The sequence below is a fragment of the Corallococcus exercitus genome, assembly GCF_042231735.1.
Taxonomy (GTDB): Bacteria; Myxococcota; Myxococcia; order Myxococcales; family Myxococcaceae; genus Corallococcus; species Corallococcus exercitus_B.
Genome location: NZ_CP102577.1, coordinates 5,177,894 through 5,194,288, shown reverse-complemented (window position 1 = coordinate 5,194,288; position 16,395 = coordinate 5,177,894). Strand labels below are relative to the sequence as shown.

General features: G+C 71.4%; 14 protein-coding genes. 9 read left to right on the top strand and 5 right to left on the bottom strand.

Going from position 1 to position 16,395, the window contains the following annotated elements:
- Nucleotides 1-9 precede the first annotated feature (9 nt).
- A complete protein-coding gene (locus NR792_RS20245) occupies nt 10-492 on the bottom strand; it encodes a hypothetical protein (protein WP_375754303.1) in 483 nt (160 codons plus the stop codon).
- A gap of 299 nt (nt 493-791) precedes the next feature.
- Between NR792_RS20245 and NR792_RS20240 the strand changes: the two genes are divergently transcribed.
- From NR792_RS20240 to NR792_RS20225, 4 genes are all read left to right on the top strand, one after another.
- Nucleotides 792-3,224, top strand: coding sequence for a DNRLRE domain-containing protein (locus tag NR792_RS20240; RefSeq protein ID WP_375754302.1), 2,433 nt, complete (start codon nt 792-794; stop codon nt 3,222-3,224).
- A 111-nt stretch (nt 3,225-3,335) separates the two neighbouring features.
- Nucleotides 3,336-4,520 carry a cytochrome P450 gene (locus tag NR792_RS20235; RefSeq protein ID WP_375754301.1) on the top strand — a complete coding sequence of 395 codons (1,185 nt, stop codon included), beginning with the start codon at nt 3,336-3,338 and terminating at the stop codon, nt 4,518-4,520.
- A 25-nt stretch (nt 4,521-4,545) separates the two neighbouring features.
- A complete protein-coding gene (locus NR792_RS20230) occupies nt 4,546-4,884 on the top strand; it encodes a putative quinol monooxygenase (RefSeq protein WP_375754300.1) in 339 nt (112 codons plus the stop codon).
- A gap of 268 nt (nt 4,885-5,152) precedes the next feature.
- Nucleotides 5,153-6,256 carry a hypothetical protein gene (locus tag NR792_RS20225; protein ID WP_375754299.1) on the top strand — a complete coding sequence of 368 codons (1,104 nt, stop codon included), beginning with the start codon at nt 5,153-5,155 and terminating at the stop codon, nt 6,254-6,256.
- A gap of 108 nt (nt 6,257-6,364) precedes the next feature.
- Here the strand turns inward: NR792_RS20225 and NR792_RS20220 are convergent, their stop codons facing one another.
- The 3 genes from NR792_RS20220 to NR792_RS20210 all read right to left on the bottom strand — a co-directional run bounded on the left by NR792_RS20220 (nt 6,365) and on the right by NR792_RS20210 (nt 9,396).
- On the bottom strand, nt 6,365-7,270 hold the full coding sequence (locus tag NR792_RS20220) for a hypothetical protein (protein WP_375754298.1): 906 nt from the start codon (nt 7,268-7,270) through the stop codon (nt 6,365-6,367).
- Nucleotides 7,271-7,434: 164 nt separating this feature from the next.
- Complete coding sequence (locus NR792_RS20215; RefSeq protein WP_375754297.1) at nt 7,435-8,364, bottom strand: hypothetical protein; 930 nt, start codon at nt 8,362-8,364, stop codon at nt 7,435-7,437.
- Between the two features lie 78 nt (nt 8,365-8,442).
- Nucleotides 8,443-9,396, bottom strand: coding sequence for a hypothetical protein (locus NR792_RS20210; RefSeq protein ID WP_375754296.1), 954 nt, complete (start codon nt 9,394-9,396; stop codon nt 8,443-8,445).
- Between the two features lie 132 nt (nt 9,397-9,528).
- Here NR792_RS20210 and NR792_RS20205 point away from each other — a divergent pair, with 132 nt between their 5' ends.
- Nucleotides 9,529-10,671 (top strand): hypothetical protein, encoded by a 1,143-nt coding sequence (locus NR792_RS20205; protein WP_375754295.1) that lies wholly within the window; start codon nt 9,529-9,531, stop codon nt 10,669-10,671.
- On the top strand, nt 10,668-10,928 hold the full coding sequence (locus NR792_RS20200; RefSeq protein ID WP_375754294.1) for a hypothetical protein: 261 nt from the start codon (nt 10,668-10,670) through the stop codon (nt 10,926-10,928). Before NR792_RS20205 ends, NR792_RS20200 begins: the two co-directional genes overlap by 4 nt.
- On the opposite strand, the gene NR792_RS20195 is transcribed toward NR792_RS20200, so the two are convergent.
- Nucleotides 10,886-11,350 (bottom strand): hypothetical protein, encoded by a 465-nt coding sequence (locus NR792_RS20195; RefSeq protein WP_375754293.1) that lies wholly within the window; start codon nt 11,348-11,350, stop codon nt 10,886-10,888. The two genes, NR792_RS20200 and NR792_RS20195, sit on opposite strands and share 43 nt — an antisense overlap.
- Nucleotides 11,351-11,766: 416 nt before the next feature.
- Between NR792_RS20195 and NR792_RS20190 the strand changes: the two genes are divergently transcribed.
- From NR792_RS20190 to NR792_RS20180, 3 genes are read left to right on the top strand one after another with little or no spacing between them, the layout of a single operon-like run.
- Entirely contained in the window at nt 11,767-13,791 is a 2,025-nt protein-coding gene (locus NR792_RS20190) for a hypothetical protein (RefSeq protein WP_375754292.1), read from the top strand.
- On the top strand, nt 13,788-15,074 hold the full coding sequence (locus NR792_RS20185) for an insulinase family protein (protein WP_375754291.1): 1,287 nt from the start codon (nt 13,788-13,790) through the stop codon (nt 15,072-15,074). The genes NR792_RS20190 and NR792_RS20185 overlap by 4 nt, the downstream gene beginning before the upstream one ends.
- A gap of 3 nt (nt 15,075-15,077) precedes the next feature.
- A complete protein-coding gene (locus tag NR792_RS20180) occupies nt 15,078-16,391 on the top strand; it encodes a M16 family metallopeptidase (RefSeq protein WP_375754290.1) in 1,314 nt (437 codons plus the stop codon).
- Nucleotides 16,392-16,395: the final 4 nt, after the last annotated feature.

The window sequence follows — 16,395 nt, the reverse complement described above, 5'->3', positions numbered from 1 at the left end:
AGAGCCCGCTCAGGGCTCGAGGAAGCCGCCGCGCACCCAGGCGTTGGCGACGTCCCGGGTGAACTTGAAGTTCACCGGCACGCGATGCTTCGCGACGGTGGCGCCCGCGTCGTCGATGGCCGACAGCAGCGCGTGGGGATCATACTCATCGGCCACCATCTCCAGCCGGACCTCGTACCAGCGGCCCTCCCAGGCGATGGAGAGCTTCTTGGTCATGGCCTGGTCGCGCTGTCGCGCGGAGCGGTCCAGGACCTCCGAGGCCGTCTTCACGAAGGTCGCGAACGCCGTCGCATCGAAGGGCTTGGGGTTCTTCTTGTCGCGGCCCATCACCCACGGACTGATGAGGGCGGGCTCGGAGAGCCCCTGCTTGCGGATCTCCACCGCCCAGCCGTCATCCTCTTCGTTCTTGATGACCCTGGCCGACCAGCCGTTCTTCCGCCAGAACGTAGGCTCCATGACCTCGGGCTCGGCGGGCGTGTGCTCATTGCTCATGGCCATTCTTCATACCGTCGGACGGCCCTTGCCCAGAGAAGTATCTGCCCCCGGCGCGCTCGGCCGCCAGCCGCTGCTGCTTGCGTCCTGGCAGTTGAATCCAGGTCGGCGGACCCCCTCGTGCCCTGCGAGGGAAGCGCGCTGCCTCGCGGACGGCAAGCGGCGCTCCCGGCCTGGGCAGGCCGTTGCCACGCCTCGCGGCCGGGCCCCGGACAGGCTGTTCGCCCATGGGCAATCAGGTATGGCATTGGCCCTGCAGTCGCATCCCGTTGGAAGTTTCTCGACGGGAGCAGGGGCCCATGGGGACGAGACGCGGGTGGCTGGGAGCGGCGGTGGCGCTGGTGGTGGTGGGGTGCGGGCCCAGGGAGCCAGCGGAGCTGGAGGGCGGGCCGGATCCGGTCGCGCCCAGCGAGGCGCCCGACCTGGGCCAGGCCGAGCTCGCGGCGACCACCACCACGCGCACCCTCACGGCGTACGCGGACACGATGGCGGACGCCACCCAGCCGGACACCGGCTTCCCCTCCGCGCAGACGCTCTACGCGGACGCCTCGCCACGGCGTCAGCCCTACCTGCGCTTCTCCCTGTCGGGCGTGGACGGGGTCATCACCTCCGCGAAGCTGCGGGTGTACGTGGTGGATGGCAGCAAGGACGGCCCGGCCGTCTACGGGGTGCGTCCGGACTGGAGCGTCTCCTCGCTCACCTGGAACAAGGCGCCGGCCGTCCTGACGCGGAAGCTGGCGGACGTGGGCGCGGTCTCCGCGGGCACGTGGGTGGAGTACGACGTGTCCTCGTGGGTGAAGGCGAACTTTTACGACTATGCCTTCACGCTCGTCTCCACCACGAGCGACGGCACGGGCATCGAGGCGAATGACGCGCCGGGCAGCAACAACCCGCGGCTGGTCCTCACCGTCCAGGATTGCCCGGGGCCGGAGACGGTCGTCGTCTCTCCCAGCTTCGACACCTGGGTGTCCCAGGCGGAGCCCACGCGGCGCAACGCCGACAGCCAGGCGCTCACGTCGGACGGCGACCCGGAAAGCGAGGCGTACCTGTCCTTCGACGTGGCCACGGGCGGGCGCACGCTGACGGGCGCGCGGCTGCGCTTCTTCGCGACGGGGGGCACGGGGAACGCGCCGGCGGTCCACGCGACGACGAACTGGAGCGGCGGTGACTTCGACTGGACGGGCCGCCCGGCGGTGGACGCCACGCCGCTGGCGGACAAGGGCAGCGCGAGCAGTGACACCTGGGTGGAGTACGACGTGAGGGCGGCCATCACCGGAGACGGGCGCTACGGCTTCGCGCTGCGGCCCCAGAGCACGGATGGAATGACCGTCACCTCCAGCGAGGGCGCGGCGCTCCACCGGCCGCAGCTCGTCCTCTCGTACACGGCCTCGACGTGCGCGTACCGGGGGCTCAGCCGGGTGGGCGGCACCGTGGCGGGCGCGCGGCACGTGTCCGCGGGGGGCGAGGAGCGGGTGGCCTCCACGGCGGCGGCCGCTGACGGGGGATGGGTGGCGCTCGGGTCGTACGTGTCCAATGGCAGCGCCAACCCGCCCTCGTTTGGAGGGGGCCCGTTGCCGGGCATCCAGGGCTTCGCGGTGACGCGCTACCGCGAGGACGGCTCGGTGGCGTGGAGCGTGGGCCATGCCGGCCAGTTCCTCCCGGCGGAGCTCGCGGTGGCTCCGACGGGCCAGGTGCTCGTGGCGGGCCGTTACTACGGCGCCCCGGACCTGGGCACGGGCCCGCTGCCGCAAGCCGCGGGGGCACGCCTCTTCGTGGCGCGGCTGACCCCTGACGGGATGACGGAGTGGGTGCGGACCTTCGCCTCCACGGACGGCAGCGGCCAGCCGGGCATGTTGGAGACCACCGGCCTCACCACGGACCCGGGGGGCGCGCCCATCGTCGCGGGCCGGTTCTCCGGTGAGGTGGACTTCGGCGGCGGGCCGCTGCGCTCGGACGGTTCGGGGTCGCAGGGGGCCCTCGCCCTGTACCTGGTGAAGTTCGCGGCGGACGGCTCGCATGCGTGGTCGCGGACCTTCGCGGCCTCGGATGCGTTGCCTCAGCTGGAGGTGGCGGCGGACAGCGCGGGCAGCCTCTACCTCAGCGGCTCGGCGCCGGGCGGCACGGAGCTGGCTCCGAGCGGCAGCGGGCCCACGCCCTTCGTGGCGCGGCTCACCGCCGAGGGCGAGCGGGTGTGGACGCGCGCCTGGGCCGGTGCCAACGGCGCCACCGTGGCGGTGGTCCCGTACGGCGGCGACGTGTTCTTCAGCGGCACCTTCACGGGCGCCTTCACCTTCGCGGGCACGACGTACACCCAGGTGCCCACCGACTACAGCGGCTCGCCGGATGACCTGTTCCTGGGGCGCTTGACGGGGGAGGGCACCGACGTGTGGCTGAGGCACGTGGGCTCGCCGCATGGCGACAGCGCCCACGGGCTGACGGTCACCCGCACCGGCACGGTGGTGCTGTGGGCGCAGACGAGCGGCCCGGTGAGCTTCGGGGGCGGCACGCTGCGTGGCGGCCCCCTCTACGCGGGCTATTCGACGGGCGGCACCCACCGCTGGTCACGCCACCTCCCGCTCCCCGCGCTGCCCACCGCGCTCACGACAGGGGAGCTGCTGTTGGGCGCGACCCTGCAGGACACGACCCGGGTGGACGGCGTGAGCTACTCGCCCTTCGCCTGGCACGGCACGTCCGTCACGAGCGACGCGTTCTTCCTCCGGCTGCGGCCGTAGTGCTGACGTTGCCCCCGGGCCCGTGCGCAGCCAGTCCCGGGGGCATCGTCCGTATCCCTTCGTGGAGCCCCCGCCCGTCCGGGCCACGGGGGCATCGCCACGGAGACGCCGTTGCAGACGTTCGACCTGTTCGCCCCCGCCACCGAGGCGGAGCGCCACGCCCTGTATGCGCGCATGCGCGCGGAGTCCGGGCTCTGCCGCATCGCCCCCTTCGGCGCCTACGCCGCCGCCCGGTACGAGGACGTGCGCACCGTCCAGAAGGACGCGCAGCGCTTCTCCTCCGAAGCGCTCGCGACGACGGCGGAGCCGCCCTGGCTGGGGCCCAATCCGGTGTCGCAATCGCTGGTCACCCGGGATCCGCCGCGTCACACGCAGCTTCGCGCCATGGTCAACCGCGCCTTCGGTGCCACCGGCATGGCGCGGCTGGAGGCCCAGGTGCGCCACGAGGCCCAGACGCTGGCCGAGGCCGCCGTCGCCCAGCGCGAGGTGGACCTGGTGGACGCCTTCTCCTTCGTGCTGCCGCGCAACATCATCGGGCGGATGCTCGGCCTGGAGCCGTCCACCTTCACCGAGTTCAAGCGCTGGTCGGTGAACATGGGCCTCATCACCTCCGCGGTGCCGGCGCAGCACGCGGGCATCCGCGACACCGTGAAGGAGATGGAGGACTACCTGGGGGGCGTCATCACCGCGCGTCGCCGCCAGCCGGGGGAGGACATGGTGAGCGACCTGCTGCGCGCGGAGGTGGAGGGACAGCGGCTCACCGACGCGGAGGTCCTCTCCTTCCTCTTCCTGCTGCTGCCCGCGGGCATGGAGACGACGGCGCAGCTCATCGGCAACGCGGCCATCCTGCTCGCGCGCCATCCCGAGCAGCTGGAGCAGGCCCGGGCGGACCGCGCGCACATCCCCCGTTTCATCGAAGAGGTGCTGCGCTGCGAGCCCCCCGCGCAGTTCGCCTTCCGCGTCGCGACGTCGGACGTGGAGCTGTCCGGGACGGCCATTCCGGCGGGCAGCCTGGTCATGGGGCTGGTGGGGAGCGCCAACCGCGACGAGCGCGTCTTCGAGCAGCCGGAGGCCTTCCTTCCCGGCCGGGACAAGGGGAGCCAGCACCTCTCCTTCGGCCACGGCATCCACTTCTGCCTGGGCGCGCAGCTCGCGCGGATGGAGGCCCGGCTCGCGCTGGAGGCGCTCGTCCCGCGCATCCGGGCCCTGCGGCTGCGCTCTCCGGACATCGAGTGGCTTCCGGGGCTCACCATCCACGGGCCCCGGACGCTCCCGGTGGAGCTCCTCCCGGCCTGAGGCCGGGCTGCCCTATCCTCAGGGGATGACGCTCCTGGTGCAGTGTGAGTTTCGGGTGAAGCGGTCTGGCCATGCGCCGGAGTTCATCCGGCTTGCCCGGGCGTTGGCTTCCGCCGCCGCGGAGGAACCGGGGACGTTGCGTTACCAGTGGTTCGTCGCGCAGCGGCCGGGGCACTACTCGATCCTCGAGGAGTACGTCGACGCCGCCGCGGCCGAAACGCACAACGGAAATGTCGGTGCGCTGCTCAGCGAGCTGTTCTCCGTGGCCGAGCTGGTGTCGGTGTCGTTCTACGGCGAGCTCAACAAGTACCTGCGCGACTGGGCCACGGGTCGGGATGGAGTCTCGATCAACGTACCGTTGTGACCCCCCGCCTTCGAATGACGGTAACGAAGGTGCTGGAGACTCTCAGTGGCGGGCCGGAGGGCGGCTTTCCCTGCCGACATTGTTGCTCCCCGATTCGTCAGGAGCTCGCTGGCAATAGCATTGAAGCGATGATCGGCGCGTCGCTCAAGCGAGGGTTGGCCTCCGAGCACGCGAGCGCCCCGACCATCGCGAACATGCCAGTGCCATGGATGTTGGTCTGCGCCATGCCCATGGCCTCCCGCAACTTGGTGCATCCTGTATCCCTGCAATGAAGCCGTTCGTGGACATGGCGGGGTGGTCTGTAGTGCCGCTCGATCTACTCGCTTCTACAGCCAGGCCGTACTCGTCCACTACCGAGTTGCCGGTTCCTGATTTCGGAGCAGTCGTGAGGAAAGTCTTCATCGCCAACTTTGGTCAAGCCAACCGGCTCTGGCCTTCATGCCTTGGGCGCTCAACGGTCGCGACTTTCGAGGACGAGGACCTCCGGCCGCTGTGGCTCGCGCGGGACCGTGAAGGCTACATCGCACGGTGCCTCGCGACGAAGAAGACGGCCACGGGCATCACCCCGACAAAGGCCGTTGCCTCGCGTTGGTACAATCTCGCCACCATCATCTCGGAGACCAATGGCGACCTATGGCTCCACCATGAGAAGGATGACTTGTGGTGGACGACGACGTTGCCGGGAGCACCAGACGTCCTCCTCGACACGGAGCTCCGTCCGTCGCACCTGAGCGAGCGCGTCTTCCTCATGCACAAGCCTGCTACCCCTTGGTCGAATCGGTCCAAGACAGGCAGCCCACTACGTTGGAATGCCCTCCACCCGCGGGCCCGCGACTTCCTGTTCATCCAGGGGACGTTCCACGAGTTGTCTGGCGACAACGCGGCATATGCCGAGGCTCTCGTCGCGGGCGACGATATTGAGCCGTGGCACCGCCGCCCATCCTGGAAGGCCAGGTCTCAAGGCTCCGGCAAGGGCGCGGTCACTGCCTTCACCGGCAAACGCAGGGCGGTGGTTCGCATGGCGATGACGGCCATTGGCACCACGGCGAGCTCCAACGGACAGCAGGTGCTTCGGACAGTGAAGAACAAGGAACTGCGCTTCGCCTCGCAACACGAACTCGAGGGCTATATCAGCGCCCTCGTCGACTCCCAGGACGGGCTCTGCGCCCTGACAGGCCTGCGGTTGCAGTACGACGGTGAGAGCGACGACCCTGAGCTTCTGTGCTCCCTGGACCGCATTGATAGTTCTGGCCACTATGAGGCCGGAAACCTACAAGTTGTGTGTCGCTTCGCGAACCGATGGAAGAGCGACGGCGACGATGCGAGCTTCCGGCGGCTGCTCCAATTGGTCCGGCTGGAGGGGGATGTCTAGCTTTCCGCGCGAAGTTCCGACAGCTCCGTCCACGCCCGAATCGTCCCCTCCGCGCCGCGGCGACGTTCAGGGACGAGTCGCGAGGACGTAGGGTTGACGCTGCTGCGGCTACTTGTTGTACCCAGCGCCGCTGGCCGTCACGTAGATGAAGGATTGCACATCGACAAAATCCTTGGCGCCAAGCGGCTTGAGCTTCGTGAGCAGGACGTCAGCGAAGCCAAGGACGGACTTGTAGGTCAGCCAGTTCGGCTCGGGCTTGTAGTTCAGCTCGTAGGCCAACCGTGCCGCTGCCTCTTGGGTGAAGGTCGGGCGGAAGAAGATGAATGCATCCGGGCGCAGGAGTGCCGGGAAGATGGACACCGTGGGCCAGCGAGCAAGCGGTCCACCAGGAGTCGGAAGTGCATCCATCGCCCGGACCAGTTCCTCGAACGCCGGCTGCGTCGGCCGCTGCAGCTCCACGAGGCGGAAGAGCGCAGTGAAGAAGGCCGCAGCGGCATCAGGGTCCGCGAGTGCGTCAGCAATGCGCGGCTTCTCGAACTGGGGATGCGTCAGGTTGGTCTTGCGCTCGGTGTGGAGCGCTGTCTCGACGACCTCGCGCACCCGCCCTTCGGCGATGAGGCGCAGACCTTTGCCGTCGCCGAAAGCCGCGGTCAGCGCCTCGTGCGCCTTCCACTTGTAGTTGCGCTCTTCTCGCGCGTACTTCGCATCACCGAAACTGTCCGGGAACTCTTGACGGAAGCGCGCGACAGCCTGGTCGAAGGTCATCACCTCCTGCTCGAGGCGGTACCGGCCGCCGTCGCGAACGAACAGTGGAAGCGCGTCTAGTTCGGGATGCGCGTGACTCGTGGCCCGCCGAAGCAGCGAGCCCACAAGATTGCGCTTCAGCTTGGCCGCGAAGCGCGACTCCTGCTCCAGGAAGTAGACGTGCAGGTGTACCTCGTCAGCCTCAATGACCTTCCCGAGCCCCATGGAAGCATGCTCGACCAGGTCTCCGTGCTTCAGGAACTCCGACATGATTTGGCCTTTCGCGCGACGAATTCCGTGAGCTTGCCCTGTGTGATGCCCTCGCAGCCATAGTGCGTTGACGGCGCGGACTCATGAAGGACACGCTATCGCCGCGCCCGGCGGAGGCAGTCTCAGGTGCCGAGGCCTGGCCTTCGCGCGGAGGGGCGCCCTGGCTATCTCCTCCGGCCGCGCCAGAGCCGCAGCGTGGCGAGAAGTCCCAGCACCGTCAGGCCTCCTCCCGCCTGAGTGCAGCCGCCCTTGGACGGGCTGCTGATGGGATCCACGTCCGGCGTGCCCGCGTCCACGGACTGCGTGGCGCAGCTCAGCTCGAAGTCCACGCTCAGTGGCGGCAGCGTGAGGTCCGCGTGCTCCAGCGTCCCTTGGAGCGTGGCCTGGTGGCGTCCGGGCGTGAGGCCCAGGCCGGGCGGCGGCGGGTTGCCCTGCGTGCAGACCGTGTAGAGGAACAGCAGCTGCCGGTTGTATTCGTACTGGTGACTCTCGTAGTTGTCCGCGCCCGTCGACGTCAGCCCGTGGTGATTGCTGAAGGACCAGGGCTGGCCGTCCACCTCCACCGTCCAGTGCATCCAGGGCAGGAACGGCACCAGCTCCGCTGACGGCGTGAAGCGCAGCATGGTGGAGTCGCCCTCCTGCGTGCTCCCGCAGTTCGAGCCCCCATACACCGGGAACGTCCCCCGGCTCGGCGTGTCCACGCTCAACGTGCCCAGCGTCGTGGGCAGTGGCAGTTCCGGGCCCGCGGTGAAGGTCGCTGATTGCGATTGCGTCTCCCGGTACTGGCAGAGGCCCGTCGCCTCGATGCGGTACTGCGTGCCCGGCACGAGCGGCGCTTTCGGAACCAAGACATGCGTCTGGCGTTCGCCATTCGCCAACGTGAAGGGCACCGGCGTTCCATCCGACTGGAGCAGCCGGAGGGTGGAGACATCCGTGCTCTCCAGCAGCGGCGGCCTCACCACCAGCCCGGGGACGTTCGCGGGAACGGTTCCCCCGTCCTCGGGGAGGGGGAAGCGAACGTCGATGAGGCAGTTGGGCGCGGCGCAGGCCTCCGCCGACGGGGGCGCGAGCATCCCCGTCCCCAGGAGGAACATCCCCACCGCGCTCCATGTCCAGGCGTGTCCGTGCATTTGCTTCATCAGACACCGGAGTCCGGCGAAGTGGGACATCGCTCAGGAACGGCGTCGCCAGAGCCGGAGCGTGGCCAGGAGCCCGAACGCCGCGAGCCCTCCGCCCGCCTGCGAGCACCCCTCGTGCCGGGGCTCCTCGGGTCCAGGCGCTGGCTCTTCCTTCGGACACGTCAGCTCGAAGGAGACCTCCATGGCCGGCAGCGGCGTGGCGGACTGTTCGAGCACCGGGCGCAGCAGGGCCACGTGCGTTCCGGGCGCGAGCCCCTGGTCCGAGGGGGGCTGCTGCTCCAGCGAGAACTCGCAGACCGAGTACACGGTGAGCAGCGCATGCGGGTACTTGAGCCGGTCCAGGAAGAGCAGGGTGCCCCCCGGCGCCACCGTCCCGTGCGGGGCCGTGGCCCACGTCCGTCCATCCACCACCAGCGTCCAGTGCACCCACGGCAGGAAGGGCACCAGCTCCGGCGAGGGCGTGAAGCCCAGCGTCACCTGACTGCCCTCCACCCCCACCGAACAGGAGCCGCCGCCCCAGACCTGGAACGAGCCGTGCTGCTCGGGTCCGGCTTGAAGGGTCCCCGACGTCGCCGGAAGCGCGGCCGCCGGGCCCGCCGTGAACGTCGCCGACAAGGGGGCTCCCTTCTCTGAATCCCCCAGGCACGGGCTGCGCCCCTCCAGGCGATAGCCGGTTCCCGGAACGAGCGGAGCGGCCGGAATGAGGACTCCGCTTCCGTCAGGACCCTGCAGGAGGCTCGCCTCCACGTCGGTGCCGGCCTCCGTGCGCAGGCGCAGGCTTTCGGCATCAACGGTGTTCCAGGCGGGCGGCACCATCACCAGCGCCGGAACGTTCGCGGGCACGACCGCGTCCTCTGGCAGCGGGAAGGGGGTCCACCACGGGGCGCATGGCACGCTGGTGCAGGCCTCCGCGGAAGGAGGCCTCGCCAGGCCAAAGCCTCCCAGGAACACGCCGACGGTCAGGGCCGTCCATCCGGATGTCTTCATGGCCCTTGAGACACGCGGGCCCCGCGCACTGGGACATGGCGCTTTCGCGATCGCGACCGTTCAGCGCGCGGAGGCGACCGTCCGGCGCATGGGCCCGGGAGGTGGCCTCGCGACGCGCCGATACTGCCGCGCATGCGACGCAGACTCGTGCTGCTGGTGCTGGCCGTGGCGGTGTGGCTGCCGTCGTTGCACCTCGTGTTCCAGCCCCGCGACCGGAAGGCGCTGGCGGCGGCCCTGGCCTCGCGTCAGCGCGCGTTCTCACTCCAGGAGTCGAGCCCCGAGCGCGACGTGCTCCACCGCACGAACCCGGAGTGGGACCTGATGGTGCGCACCTTCTCCGTGCTGTCGTTCGCGAACCTCGCGCTGTCCGAGCCCTGGCGGAGGGCGGAGCACCTGGAGGTCATGGACGCGCTCATCGCCCGGACGCTGCGCGACGAGCAGCGCGCGCACGAGGCCTTCTTCCTGCCCTACGTGCACGCGGGGCCCTTCAAGGACCCTGCCGGGCGCAGCCTCTTCGTGGACGGAGAGCTGGCGCTGATGCTCGCCGCGCGCCAGGTGGTGGCACCGCGCGCGGCCTACGCGCCGCTGCTGCGCGAGCGCGTGGACCTCATCACCGCGCAGCTGGAGCGGGCTCCGGTGCTCGCGGCGGAGAGCTACCCCGACGAGGGCTGGACCTTCTGCAACACGGTGGCGCTCGCGGCGCTGCGCCTGTCGGACAGGGTGGATGGGCGGGACCACGGTGCGCTCCTTGCCCGGTGGGTGGCCTCCGCGCGGGAGAACCTGTCCGACAGTCGGACAGGTCTGCTCGTGTCGAGCTTCACCTACGACGGCGTGACGAAGGACGGACCGGAGGGCTCCACGCTGTGGCTCGCCGCGCACATGCTCCAGGTGGTGGACGCGGACTTCGCGCGCGACCAGTACCAGCGGGCCCGCGCCGCGCTCCTGGGGCAGGCGCTGGGCTTCGCGTGGGCGGGGGAGTGGCCCTCGGAGGCGGGGGCGGTGCAGGACCTCGACTCCGGGCCCACGATTCCGTGGGTGAACGCGAACGCGGGCTCCAGCGGGCTCGCGCTCGTGGGCGCGGCGGCGTTCGATGACGAGGAGGCGCTGGACGGGCTGCTCACCAGCCTCCACTTCGCGGCCTTCCCGGTGCACGACGACACCGGCCTGCGCTTCGCGGCGGGCAACCCGCTCGCGGACGCGGTGCTGCTCTACGCGCTCGTCGAAGGACCCCTCTGGCGCCTCGCGCGGGCGCCGCACCTGGAGGCACACCGATGAGGCGTCACCCGTTCGTCATGGCCGCGCTGGGCCTGGGCGCGCTCTTCCTGCTGCTGCACCTGGGCGGGGGGCGTCAGTGCGTGGGCGTGCTGTCCGGGACCGTCGTGGGCGGCCCCTGGCAAATGGGCCTGGGCGTCGTCTACGCGCTGGCCTGGTTCGGCGCGGTGCTGGTGGCTCCGGTGCTGCTGCTGGCGGGGCTGGCGGACGCCGTGCTTCAGAGCAGCTCGAAGGTGAGCGTCACGTCACAGCGGGAGTAGGAGTCCTTCGCCCGGCCCATCTCCAGCGAGATGCGCAGCCCTTCGTCGTTGGTGGCCATCACCATCCGGCGCTGCGAATGGCGGTCCCACGAGCTCAGCCGGGAGTCCTGCCAGCTCCAGCCCGGGTAGCACGTGCTCATCAGGTAGCTGGAGAGCAGGTGGAAGCGGTCCTGCGCCGCGGCGCACTCCTGGTTCGTCTGGACGCAGTAGACGTAATCCCCCAGGACGCGCGTCTGGTAGACGGAGCAGCGCAGGTCCTGGACGTTCTTCGTGGACTCCCAGATGGAGAGGTCCTCCGTGTTTCCAGGCTGGGCCTGACCCCGGAGCGGCTTGAAGCCCTTGCCCACCGTGCGGACCACCGCCTTCGCGTCCTGGCAGAAGGCCTGCTTGTCCGGCAGCACGCTCCCGGAGCCCTCACTCATGGAGTCCCCCACCTTCACGCTCGTGCCGGGCAATGCCTTCCAATGGGACGCGCGCGAAGCATTCCGCCCCTGGGCGTGAACCCCTGACGCCACCAGCAGGCAGGTGGCACCCATGACCCACGGCCTGGCGATGCTGAGCAATGACATGGTTTTTTCCCTGAAATCAAAGACAGACCTGAAAGACATCAGGGCTCGGGCTCCCAGGCTCCGTCCCCCTCCGAGCGCGGACGTATAGGCAAGGCGGCTTCGCCGGGTCAATCCCTGCCCTGGTGCCGTGCCGAGGGGGAGGGCGGTTTTCCGTGTGACGGCGGGATGTGATTAGACTGCGCGCCGTCTCATCCCGAGGGGAAATGTCTTCACAAGCCAATGAGGGGGAAGCCTGTGGGCGCTGTGGTCGCGCGCGTCCGCCAGGGGAGGTGTGCGCCGCGTGCGAGGCGCGGACGGAGCTTCCCGTCGAAGGGAACGGCGCAAGGGACGCGCGGAAGTCCGCGGACCTGGCCCTGCTGCTCATGGGCGCGTTCGGGATGGCGCGGCTCGGGCAGTTGGCCTCGCCGGAGTGGATGCCCCGGCTGCTGGAGGCCTGGGTGCTGGGCCCGTGGCTGTGGAGCGCGCCGCCCCGGCCCTGGGCGCTCGCGGCGTCGCTGATGCCCTGGATGGCCTGGGCCCTGTTCCTGGCGGTGGGGACGCAGGGCCTCCGGGGGCGCGGCGCCCTTCCCGCGTCCCGGCACGCGTCGGTGGCGGCGGGGCTGGTGGCGGGCCTGCTGCCGGTGGGGTTGCCCCGGCTGGCCTCCGTCCTGGCCGCCCTGCCGCGTGCCCGCGCGGGGGCGCTGAAGGTCTGCGCGCCCGCCATCGTGCTGCTCCAGGTCGCGGTGTCCCTGCTGCTCGCCGGGGAGTTCCACACACGCTCGCCCCGCTGGGGCCTGGCCGTGCTCTGCGCGGACGCGGTGCTCCTGGGCCTGCAGCTGGCCTTCCTGCGGGCCGTGTGGTGGACGTGGCGCGACGCGGCGGCGGGTGGCGCGGAGGCGGAGCCCGCCGTGGCCGCTCCCGCCATGGACGCCTCGCGGCAGGAGGCGGGCTATGACTGCCCGGACTGCCCGGCGGCGGTCCCGCTGTTCCGGAGCGAGGGGCGGCTGGGGGCCCACTGCGACTCCTGCGACGGAGACCTGCTGACCGCCCGCGAGCAGGCCCAGGTCTTCACCGAGCGCGGTCTGAGCGCGGAGGCCCTGCGCCGGATGCTGGAGGAGCCCGGGGGCCGGCCGGCGAAGTGCGCCTCGTGCGGGGGCATGTGCGCGACGGTGGTGTTCCAGGGCGTCGCGGTGGTGCCGTGCGCCTCCTGCGGGACGCTGTGGCTGCGCGAGGGCATGCTCCACCAGTTGAGCCGGGGACAGCATGGCCGGCCCCGGACGTCCCGGGTCGTGGCTTCGCGTCCCGCGCTGACGCTGCCGTCCCCGTGGGCCGGGGCGGGAGCGCTGGCGCTGCTGGGGCTCGTCCTGGGCGGGCTCGTGGCGGCGCGGTGGCACCTGGACGCCTGTCCCTCCGGTGCCACCCCTCGGCGCGAGTCCTCGCCGGACGGACACGTGCTGTCGCGCTGCGTGGCGGCGCAGGACCTGCCGGAGGGGCCCTCGTGGCTGCGCACCGCGCGGGGGCGGTTGGTCCTCCAGGAGGCGTTCGCGAAGGGGAAGCGCCACGGGCCCTGGTTCCGCTGGGACCGGGAGGGACGGCTGCTCGCGGACGGTGAATACGCGAACGGGCTGCCCGAGGGCGAATGGCGCACCCGCGACGAGGCCTCGCCGGATGCGGCGGTGGTGGTCCGCGCCCGCTTCAGCAAGGGGCGCCTGGAGGGCGTGGCGGAGGACCTGACCCCGGGCGGGCGCGTGCTGGAGCGCAGGACGTACGCGGGGGGCCAGCTCCACGGCCCCTACGCCCACGCCTTCGCGAGCGGCACCTCCCACGTCGAGGGCCACTACGCGCGCGGCCTGCGGGACGGGCAGTGGAGCACCTACGACGCCCGCGGCAAGCGGCTGGACCTGTCCTGGTGGATGGAGGGCCGGCCTTCGCTGGTGCGTGACGGCGTCCGCCCCGTGGCCCGGAAGGGCGCGCGGCCGGACGAGGAGGAGGCGCCGGAGGCGCGGTGGGAATCCGCGGCGGACATGGCGATGGTGAAGCGGGCGCTGGCGGCCCCGGGCCCTTCCGCGTCCGGTGCGGAGGAGGCGCTGTACGGCGGACACCCGCTGGAGTGGTGGGCCCAGCGGCTGCGGTTCGCCTGGCCCCGGCGCGACACGGCGGATGGCGCCGCGCGCTACGCGCTCACCGTGCGGCGGGCGGGGCTCAACGGCCTGCGGGTGGAGGAGACGGTGGCGGGCCCCAGCGTGAAGGTGGGGACGGACGTGGCGGTCCCGGCGACAGGCGTCGGCGCGCAGGCAAGCCAGGAGGCACCATGAAGGCGTGGGCATGGGGGTGGCTGCTGCTCTGGGCCTGGAGCGCGGCGTCGGCCGCGCCCTTCGAGGTGCGGCGTTCGCGAGAGTCACCGGAGCACGCGCGCCTGGTGTTGGCGCCCCGCCCCGGGACGGGGCGCGCCACGCTGCACGTGCTCTTCTCCGTGGGCCGCTTCGACGAGGGCGGCATGGTGGGGCTCACGCGGGCCTCCCAGCACGTCATGCTGGAGGCCAACAAGCGCGGGCGCTACGAGGACCTGGTGCGCGAGCTGTTCGGCGCGAACGCGTCGCTGACGCTGACGACGGGGCTGCGCCAGAGCGGCTTCACGCTGAGCGCGCCCCGGGAGGACTTCGACCGGCTCGCGCAGCGCGTGCTGACGTGGGTGCTGTCGCCCCAGGTGGACGGCGCGCGCCTGGAGGCCGCGCTGGAGCGCACCGGGCAGGACCCCTCGCTCACCGTCGCGGATGACTTCCTGGAGTCGGTGCTGGCGCAGGTGCTCTCCCCGGAGCCGCGCTTCAAGGCCCCCGTGCCACGCAACGCGCAGGCGGTGCTGTCCTTCTCCGACCACGACGTGGCGGCCCACCTCTCCGGACCGTTGAGCCCGCGCAACGCGGTGGTCATCGCCGCCGGGGACTTCGACGCGGAGGCGCTGCGGCGCACCGTGGCCCGCCACAAGGGCGGGACGCCGTCGGCGGTGACGCGGCTGTCGCCCCAGTTGCCGGTGACGCTCAAGCTTCCGGCGGTGAGCGACATCAACGTGCTGGCCTATCCCATCGAGCTGGGGGACGCGCGGCAGGCCGCGGCGGCGCGGGTGGTGGGCGTGCTGCTGGGCCAGCGGCTGGAGCAGCGCTTCCGCCGCCTGGGCGTGGGCTACGCGCAGGAGGCGTCCGTGCTGCTGACGCCGTGGATGGATCAGCTGGTGCTGACGCTGCCCGCGAGGGACCCGTCCGCGCTGGACCTGGGGCCCTTCATGCTGGAGGAGGTGGGGGCGGTGCGCGAGGGGCGCGTGAGCGCGGAGGAGTTCGCGCAGGCCCGGGCCCAGGTGCTCGCGCGGCTGCGCACGGACGACCGGAGTCCCACGGAGGTGGGGCTCGCGCTCGCGGCGAGCGTGCACGCGCCGGCCTGGTACTCGCCGGAGCTGGAGTCCGCGCTGGCCTCGCTCACGCCGGAGTCCCTCACGCAGACCGTGCGGGGCTGGCTGGGCGAGGAGCGCCGCGTCCACCTGCTGTTCACCCCCAGCGTCGTGCCGCTGCGCTCCACGGCGGGCACCCGGACGCGGCGGAGATAACCCATGCATCGCCCTTCTCTCCCAAGGCCCGTGCTGCTCGGGCTCCTGCTGCTCACCGCGTCCCCGGGGTTCGCGGCCTCGCGCGGGCAGGCCCCGTCGCCGCCCGCCGCGGCCCTGGCCGTCACGTCCGAGGTGTTGGTGGACGGCACGGAGCTGCTGGTGGTGCCCCAGCCGGCGTCGGACACCGCGTCGCTGCGCGTGGTGGTGCGCTCCGGCGCCTCGCATGATCCGCCGGGCAAGGAGGGCCTGGCGCACCTGGTGGAGCACCTGGTGTTCCACGGCAGCCAGGACCTGCCGGGCCTGGAGCTGCGCGCGCGCGTGGAGGCGGCCGGGGGCACGTTGAATGCCCACACCGTGTCGCACGCCACCGTGTACATGCTGGATGCGCCCGCGGCGGCGTTCGTCCCGCTGGCCCGGGACATGCTGCGCATGGTGACCAGCCCCATGCTCCCCGGCGGCAAGCGGCTGGAGCGCGAGCTGGGCATCATCCAGACGGAGAGCACGTACCACTTCAAGGACTCGCTGCTGGGCAGCCAGATTGAAGGAGCCCTCTTCTCCAGCGTGTCCGCCGCCTACGCGCTCATCGGCTCACGCAACTCGCGCGGCCGGATTGCCCGCGAGGACGTGCTGAAGTTCTATGCCTCGGAGTACCTCACCTCCAACATCTCGCTCGTCTTCACGGGCGCCGTGGCCGAGGCGGAGGCGCGCCGCCTGGTGGACGAGGGCTACCGGCTGGCGCCGGCCCTGGCGGAGGAGCGGGTGGCGCCCGCGCTGGAGGCGGCCGTCTTCCCGGTGGAGCAGGAGACACGGGCGGCCAACACCTTCGTGACGCTGGGCTATTCGCTCCCCCACGAGGCGCGGGCGACGTGCCGCGCGGTGGCGGCGCTGCTGGAGCTGCGGCTGCTGCTCGCGGTGCACGTCAAGGAGCCCATCGTCTCCGGCGTGGAGGTGCGCTGTCTCAACCTGCGCGGCAACGACCTGCTCCTGGCGTTCGCGTACACGCGCTCGCTGGACGGCTCCCTCCTTCCGTCGCTGATGCAGGAGACCTTCGACTCGCTGGCGAAGCGCCCGCCCGCCGCCGCCGAGCAGAAGCTGCTGGCGCAGCGGGGACGGCGCGAGGTGGACGGACTGTCGAGCGCGGGTCCGGCGCTGGCGGACGCGCTGGCGTCCGAGGCAGCGGAGCCGCGTCAGGAGGGCGGCACGGACCTGGGCTTCCTCCGGCCGCCGCCACCGCTCACGCCCGCGGTGCTCAAGGACTTCGTGCGCCGGCACTTCGTGGAGGAGCGCTCCGTGCGCATCGTGAGCACGCCGCTCTGACGCC